Raw genomic sequence first — 1,024 nt, 5'->3', positions numbered from 1 at the left:
GATCATGACCGAGTCCCACAGACAGCGAGCCTTGATGTCGCGAACCCGGTACTGGTTGATCATGGTGAATTCGCCCGACAGGTTCGATTTCACATACAGGTTCTGGTAGGTCGGTTCGATCGACTGCGAGACGCCGGTGATGTTGGCGATGGTCGCGGTCGGTGCGATGGCCATGATGTTGGAGTTACGAATGCCTTTCTGTACACGGGCGCGAACCGGTGCCCAGTCCAGGGTTTCGTTCAGGTCAACGTCGATGTACTTCTGGCCGCGTTGCTCGATCAGGATCTGTTGCGAATCCAGCGGCAGGATGCCTTTGGACCACAGCGAACCGTTGAACGTCTCGTAAGCACCACGCTCGTCAGCCAGGTCGCAGGACGCCTGGATCGCGAAGTAGCTGACCGCTTCCATCGACTTGTCGGCGAACTCGACGGCAGCGTCGGAACCGTAGGCGATGTGCTGCAAGTACAGCGCGTCCTGGAAGCCCATGATGCCGAGGCCGACCGGACGGTGCTTGAAGTTGGAGTTCTTCGCTTGCGGCACCGAGTAGTAGTTGATGTCGATCACGTTGTCGAGCATGCGCACGGACGTATTCACGGTGCGTTGCAGCTTGGCGGTGTCCAGCTTGCCGTCGACGATGTGGTTCGGCAGGTTGATCGAGCCCAGGTTGCAAACGGCGATCTCGTCCTTGTTGGTGTTCAAGGTGATCTCGGTGCACAGGTTCGAGCTGTGAACCACGCCGACGTGCTGCTGCGGGCTACGCAGGTTGCACGGGTCTTTGAAAGTCAGCCATGGGTGGCCGGTTTCGAACAGCATGGACAGCATCTTGCGCCACAGGTCTTTGGCCTGGATGGTCTTGAACAGCTTGACCTTGCCCGGGTACTCGGTCAGTGCTTCGTAGTACTCTTAGCGCTCTTCGAAGGCTTTACCGGTCAGGTCGTGCAGGTCCGGAACTTCGGATGGCGAGAACAGGGTCCACTTGCCGTCATCGAAGACACGCTTCATGAACAGGTCAGGGCTCCAGTTG

General features: G+C 58.4%; 1 pseudogene. It reads right to left on the bottom strand.

The features are described from left to right. Positions 1 to 1,024: pseudogene (locus ACIOUG_RS27195) on the bottom strand (ribonucleoside-diphosphate reductase subunit alpha); the annotation flags it as partial.

Origin of the sequence: Pseudomonas sp. NPDC087803, from assembly GCF_044742995.1 — a bacterium.
Taxonomy (GTDB): Bacteria; Pseudomonadota; Gammaproteobacteria; order Pseudomonadales; family Pseudomonadaceae; genus Aquipseudomonas.
This window is presented reverse-complemented; position numbering and strand designations above follow the sequence as displayed.